The following is a 4403-nucleotide window of genomic DNA, read 5'->3' as shown; positions in this document are numbered from 1 at the left end:
CCGTGCACCTCGGCGACGTCGTCGGCGGGGAACCCGGCGCGCTGGAACTGCCCGTCCACGTTGGAGGTGAACACCCGCGTGGGCCACCGCCGCGACCAGCGCAGCAGCACCTCGAACCCGTCGTGCGGGACCGTCGTCCGGTAGAGCGACATCCGGTGCCCGTAGAACCCCCAGGCCAGCGGCGGGTCGTCGACGAAGTGCACCGGCCCGGCCAGGTCCTGGAAACCCAGGCCGAGCCCGCGGTAGGCCGGGTAGGCGCGCCAGAACCCCTCGTGGCCGCGGAAGTCGGGCAGCCCGGAGTCCACCCCCATCCCGGCGCCGGCGCAGATCAGCAGCGCGTCCGCGGACCGCAGAAGCCCGGCCGCGGCGTCCAGGTCCTGCGCCGGCACCGGGTCGGCCGCGGCGGTCAGGAGTCCGTCCGGGCCGCGATCGCCTCGAGGTCGACGACCTCGAACTCCAGCACCGACGACCCGGTCCCGACCGGGCGCGCCCGCTCGCCGGAGTGCGCCTCGACGGCGTCGCCCTTCATCCAGTTCTGGAACGCCTCGTCGGACTCCCAGTGGGTGACGATGAAGTACCGGTCGTCCCCGGAGACCGGGCGCAGCATCTGGAACGAGATGAACCCGGGCTGGCCGTCCACCGCGCCCATCCGGTTCGCGAACCGGCGCTCCAGCTCCACGCCCTGACCCTCGGGGACCTCGATCGCATTGATCTTCACAACAGCCATGCCCCTACGCTAGCCGCGTGCGGCGGACGGTGCGGAGCTCGGACGGGGTGGCGCTGGAGGTCGTCGAGTTCGGCGGGCAGGGACGCCCGGTCGTGCTGCTGCACGGGCTGATGGGGCGGGCGACGACGTGGTGGCCGATCGCGCGCGAGCTCACCCGGCACGGCCGCGTCCTGGGCCTCGACGCCCGCGGGCACGGCCGCTCCGACCGCCCGCCGGACGGGGCGTGGGACCCGGAGCGGATGGCCGCCGACGTCCTGGAGCTGATCGAGGGGCTCGTGCTCGCCGGGGGGCCGGGCTCGATCGAGGAGCGGGGGCCGGTCGCGCTCGTCGGGCACTCGATGGGCGGGCTGCACGCGCTGCTCGCCGCCGCCGCGCGCCCGGACCTGGTCCGTGCCCTGGTCGTCGAGGACATGGCCGTCGACCTGACCGGCATGCCCGCGCACACCGTCGACGACATGCACGCCTGGTTCTCCGCGATCCCGCAGCCGCAGCCCTCGCTGGCCGCCGTGCGGGAGGCGTTCGGCCATCCCTACCCGGAGGCCGGGGACTACATGGCCGAGTGCGTGACCGAGCGCGCCGACGGCTACCACCTGCTCACCGACGTCTCCGACGCGACGACGATCGCCGCGCACTGGAGCCGGACCGCGCACTGGGACGCGGTCGACTCGCTCGCCGCGTCCGGGATCCCGGTGCTGCTGGTCGAGGCCGGGCAGTCGATCGTGCCGCCCGGGCAGCTCGCCACCGTGGCGGCACGGATCCCCGGCGCCCGGCACCTGAGGATCGAGGGGACGGGCCACCTCGTGCACGCGGCCGCGCCGGCGGCCTACCTGGACGCCGTGCACGCGCTGCTCGCGCGGACCTGACCGACGCCGGCGGGCCCGCCCCGTCAGGACGTCGCGGTGCCGGCCTGGATCTCGGCGACCTTGATGCGGACCTGCTCGTCGGCCGCGGCCCGGTCCAGGCCGAGCCCGGTCAGCGGGCCCTTCCCGTCCTCCTGCTCGAGCAACGCCAGCAGGATGTGCTCCGTCCCGACGTAGTTGTGCCCCAGCCGCAGTGCCTCGCGGAAGGTCAGCTCCAGTGCCTTCTTGGCCGCGGCGTCGAACGGGATGAGCGCGGGCGAGGGCCCGGTCGAGGCGGGCACCGCCGCGGTCAGCGTCCGCCGCGCCGTCTCCACCGACACGTCCAGGGCCCGGAACACTGCCCCGGCCAGCGAGTTCTCGGCGTCGTCGAGGAGCCCCAGGCCCAGGTGCACGGTGCCGATCTCGGCGTTGCCCGCCGCGTGCGCGTGGTTCTGCGAGCCCACCACGACGCTGCGCGCCCGCGGGGTGAACCGCTTGAAGCCGTCGTTCGGGTCGAGGTCGGCCACCTCGACCGGGTCCTTGGGCACGAACCTCTTCTGCGCCGCCTGCTTCGTGACGCCCATGCAGCGGCCGATGTCGGTCCAGGACGCGCCGGAGCGCCGGGCCTGGTCGACGAAGTGCCCGATCAGGTGATCGGCCACGTCGCCGAGGTGCTCGGCCGCGAGCATCGCGTCGCTGAGCTGGTCGAGCGGCTCGGTGTGGACCTGCCGGATGCCGTCGATGAGGTCGCCGAGCCGTACCGGGTCGGCCATAGGAGTTGGTGTCATGCGTCCACCATAGGTTGACGATTGCTCGATCGTCAACCACGAGTAGACGATCACGCCAGGGCGTCGGTCTCGCCGGTGCGGGTGTCGTGCAGCTCGACGGCGGTGATCCGGGCGCGCACCGGCCGCACCGGGTGCAGCAGCGCGAACGCCTCCGCCGGCCGGGAACGGGCCAGCACGACGTGCGGCAGCCAGGAACCCGGCAGGTGCGCGGCGGAAGGCGAGCGCACCCGTCCGGCCAGCACGTCGTGCACGGCGGTGTGCACGGCCAGGACCTCCGGGTCGGTGACCGCGGCCAGCACCAGGCGTTCGTCGTCGCCGGTCACCGAGCCGAGCGTGGCCAGCCACAGCGCGGGCAGCGCGACGAGTCGCAGCTCGGCGACCAGCGCGTCCCGCGTCGCGCGGGGGACGGTCGCCGCCGCGGCCACCGTGACGTCGGGGCGTGCGTCCCCGCCGGGGCTCGGCGCGTCGATGCCGGCGTCCCGCACCCGCGCGCGCAACGACCCCAGCGCGGCGACGGCGTCGTCGTCGAGCCGGAAGCGGACGTGGTGCGGCACGCGCTCAGGCCGGCAGCGCGAAGCGGCCGTCGTCGGTCTGCTCGCACAGCCCGTCGACCAGCAGCGAGTCCAGGCAGCGGTCGCGCTGCCCGGCGTCGGACCAGACGGCGTCGAGGGACGTGCGCGGCACCGGCCCGGGGGAGTCGCGCAGGACGTCGAGCAGCTTGCCGCGGACCTGGCGGTCGGTCCCGGCGAAGCGCTGCGCGGGCCTGCGCGGGCCGTCGTAGGCCGGTCGCCCGGCCGCCACCCATGCGCAGACCGACGAGGCCGGGCAGAGCCCGCAGCGCGGCGTCCGCGCGGTGCAGACGACGGCGCCGAGCTCCATCAGCCCGGCCGAGACGACGGCCGCGGAGTCGTCGTCGGGAGGCAGCAGGGCGTCGACGTCGGCGAGGTCGGCGCGCACCCGGGCCGGTCCGGCGTCCCCGGACCCGTGCACCGCGCGGGCCACCACCCGCCGGACGTTCGTGTCCACCACCGGCGCGCGCAGCCCGTACCCGAACGCGGCGACGGCGCGGGCGGTGTAGGAGCCGACGCCGGGCAGCGCCTCGAGCGCGTCGACGTCGGAGGGGACCTCGTCGCCGTGCTGTCCGGCGATCGCCGCCGCGGCGTCGTGCAGCCGGATCGCCCGGCGCGGGTAGCCGAGCTTGCCCCAGGCCCGCAGCACGTCCGCGCGCGGCGCCGCGGCCAGGTCGGAGGGACGCGGCCAGCGCCGCATCCACGCGTCCCAGATCGGTTCGACGCGGTTCACCGGCGTCTGCTGCAGCATGAACTCGCTGACGAGCACGCCCCACGGTGTCGTCTCCGGGCGCCTCCACGGCAGGTCCCGCGCCTCGGCGCGGAACCACGGCAGGACCAGATCGGCAAGCGCGGACGACACCGCGTCATTCTCCCGGGCGGGCCCGGTCGAGCGGCGTCCGGGCCCGCGCCGTCCGTGGCGCGACCGTGCGTGTGCGCCCGGGGCACCGGAGCGTGAACCGGACAGCGGGGACGGTGTTCGTGCAGGTGACCGACGGTGGCGGTGCGTTCGTCGGGGCGCCGTGCGACACGGACGGGACGGCCGGTGTCGATCGGACGGGTGGACCTGCGGCAACGCCGCGGGCCGCGGTGCGTCGTCGCGACTATCCGTAATGGACGATCTACCGTCTGTCACGTGATGGACCCGGTAGGACCGCTACCGGCGTCGGTGTACTGGCGTCGGCGGATGCTGGCGGTCGGTGCAGCCCTGCTCGGCCTGTTCGGGGTGCTCTGGCTCGCGACGACGCTGATCCTGCCACCGACCGACGACTCCGCCACCGACCGCACCGCACAGTTCGCACAGCAGGACCCGCAGGCCTCCGCGGGCCCGCCGCCCGGCGGTGTCCCCGCCGCCGAGCAGCCCGGCGGTGTCCCCGCCGCCGGAACCAGCGCTTCCGGGCCGGTCGATCCGGCCCCACCGACGTCCCCCGCGTCGGTGACCCCTGCCGCTCCCGGTACGCCCGGCGTCCTCGCCGGTGCT

6 protein-coding genes and 1 pseudogene are annotated in these 4403 nt (G+C 75.4%); 2 read left to right on the top strand and 5 right to left on the bottom strand.

The window, feature by feature from the left end; all coding sequences use genetic code 11:
* Positions 1-389, bottom strand: a 389-nt coding sequence (locus tag I4I78_RS30720) for a Sir2 family NAD-dependent protein deacetylase (protein WP_308252457.1), incomplete at its 3' end; no start/stop codon positions are given.
* Positions 390-406: 17 nt separating this feature from the next.
* Positions 407-727, bottom strand: a complete 321-nt coding sequence (locus I4I78_RS30715) for an antibiotic biosynthesis monooxygenase (protein WP_218615010.1) — start codon at positions 725-727, stop codon at positions 407-409.
* A gap of 17 nt (positions 728-744) precedes the next feature.
* Between I4I78_RS30715 and I4I78_RS30710 the strand changes: the two genes are divergently transcribed.
* Positions 745-1590 carry an alpha/beta hydrolase gene (locus I4I78_RS30710; protein ID WP_308252456.1) on the top strand — a complete coding sequence of 282 codons (846 nt, stop codon included), beginning with the start codon at positions 745-747 and terminating at the stop codon, positions 1588-1590.
* Between the two features lie 23 nt (positions 1591-1613).
* On the opposite strand, the gene I4I78_RS30705 is transcribed toward I4I78_RS30710, so the two are convergent.
* From I4I78_RS30705 to I4I78_RS30695, 3 genes are read right to left on the bottom strand one after another with little or no spacing between them, the layout of a single operon-like run.
* The gene (locus tag I4I78_RS30705; RefSeq protein WP_218615009.1) at positions 1614-2354 is read right to left on the bottom strand and encodes a Clp protease N-terminal domain-containing protein; all 741 of its coding nucleotides are present in this window, start codon (positions 2352-2354) and stop codon (positions 1614-1616) included.
* Positions 2355-2404: 50 nt separating this feature from the next.
* Positions 2405-2908 carry a 2'-5' RNA ligase family protein gene (locus I4I78_RS30700; RefSeq protein WP_218615008.1) on the bottom strand — a complete coding sequence of 168 codons (504 nt, stop codon included), beginning with the start codon at positions 2906-2908 and terminating at the stop codon, positions 2405-2407.
* Between the two features lie 4 nt (positions 2909-2912).
* Positions 2913-3785, bottom strand: a complete 873-nt coding sequence (locus I4I78_RS30695) for an A/G-specific adenine glycosylase (protein WP_308252455.1) — start codon at positions 3783-3785, stop codon at positions 2913-2915.
* Positions 3786-4058: 273 nt separating this feature from the next.
* On the opposite strand from I4I78_RS30695, the pseudogene I4I78_RS30690 reads away from it, so the two are divergent.
* Positions 4059-4403: pseudogene (locus tag I4I78_RS30690) on the top strand (hypothetical protein); the annotation flags it as partial.

The sequence above is a fragment of the Pseudonocardia sp. KRD291 genome (genome assembly GCF_019263595.1).
In the GTDB taxonomy this organism is placed as follows: domain Bacteria; phylum Actinomycetota; class Actinomycetes; order Mycobacteriales; family Pseudonocardiaceae; genus Pseudonocardia.
Note: the sequence above shows the minus strand (reverse complement) of the source record. Positions and strands in the feature narration are given on the sequence as shown.

Excerpts from the sequence above, each read along its gene's own strand:
- I4I78_RS30715 (WP_218615010.1), bottom strand. The coding sequence starts at position 727 with ATGGCTGTTGTGAAGATCAATGCGATCGAGGTCCCCGAGGGTCAGGGC.
- I4I78_RS30705 (WP_218615009.1), bottom strand. The coding sequence starts at position 2,354 with ATGACACCAACTCCTATGGCCGACCCGGTACGGCTCGGCGACCTCATC.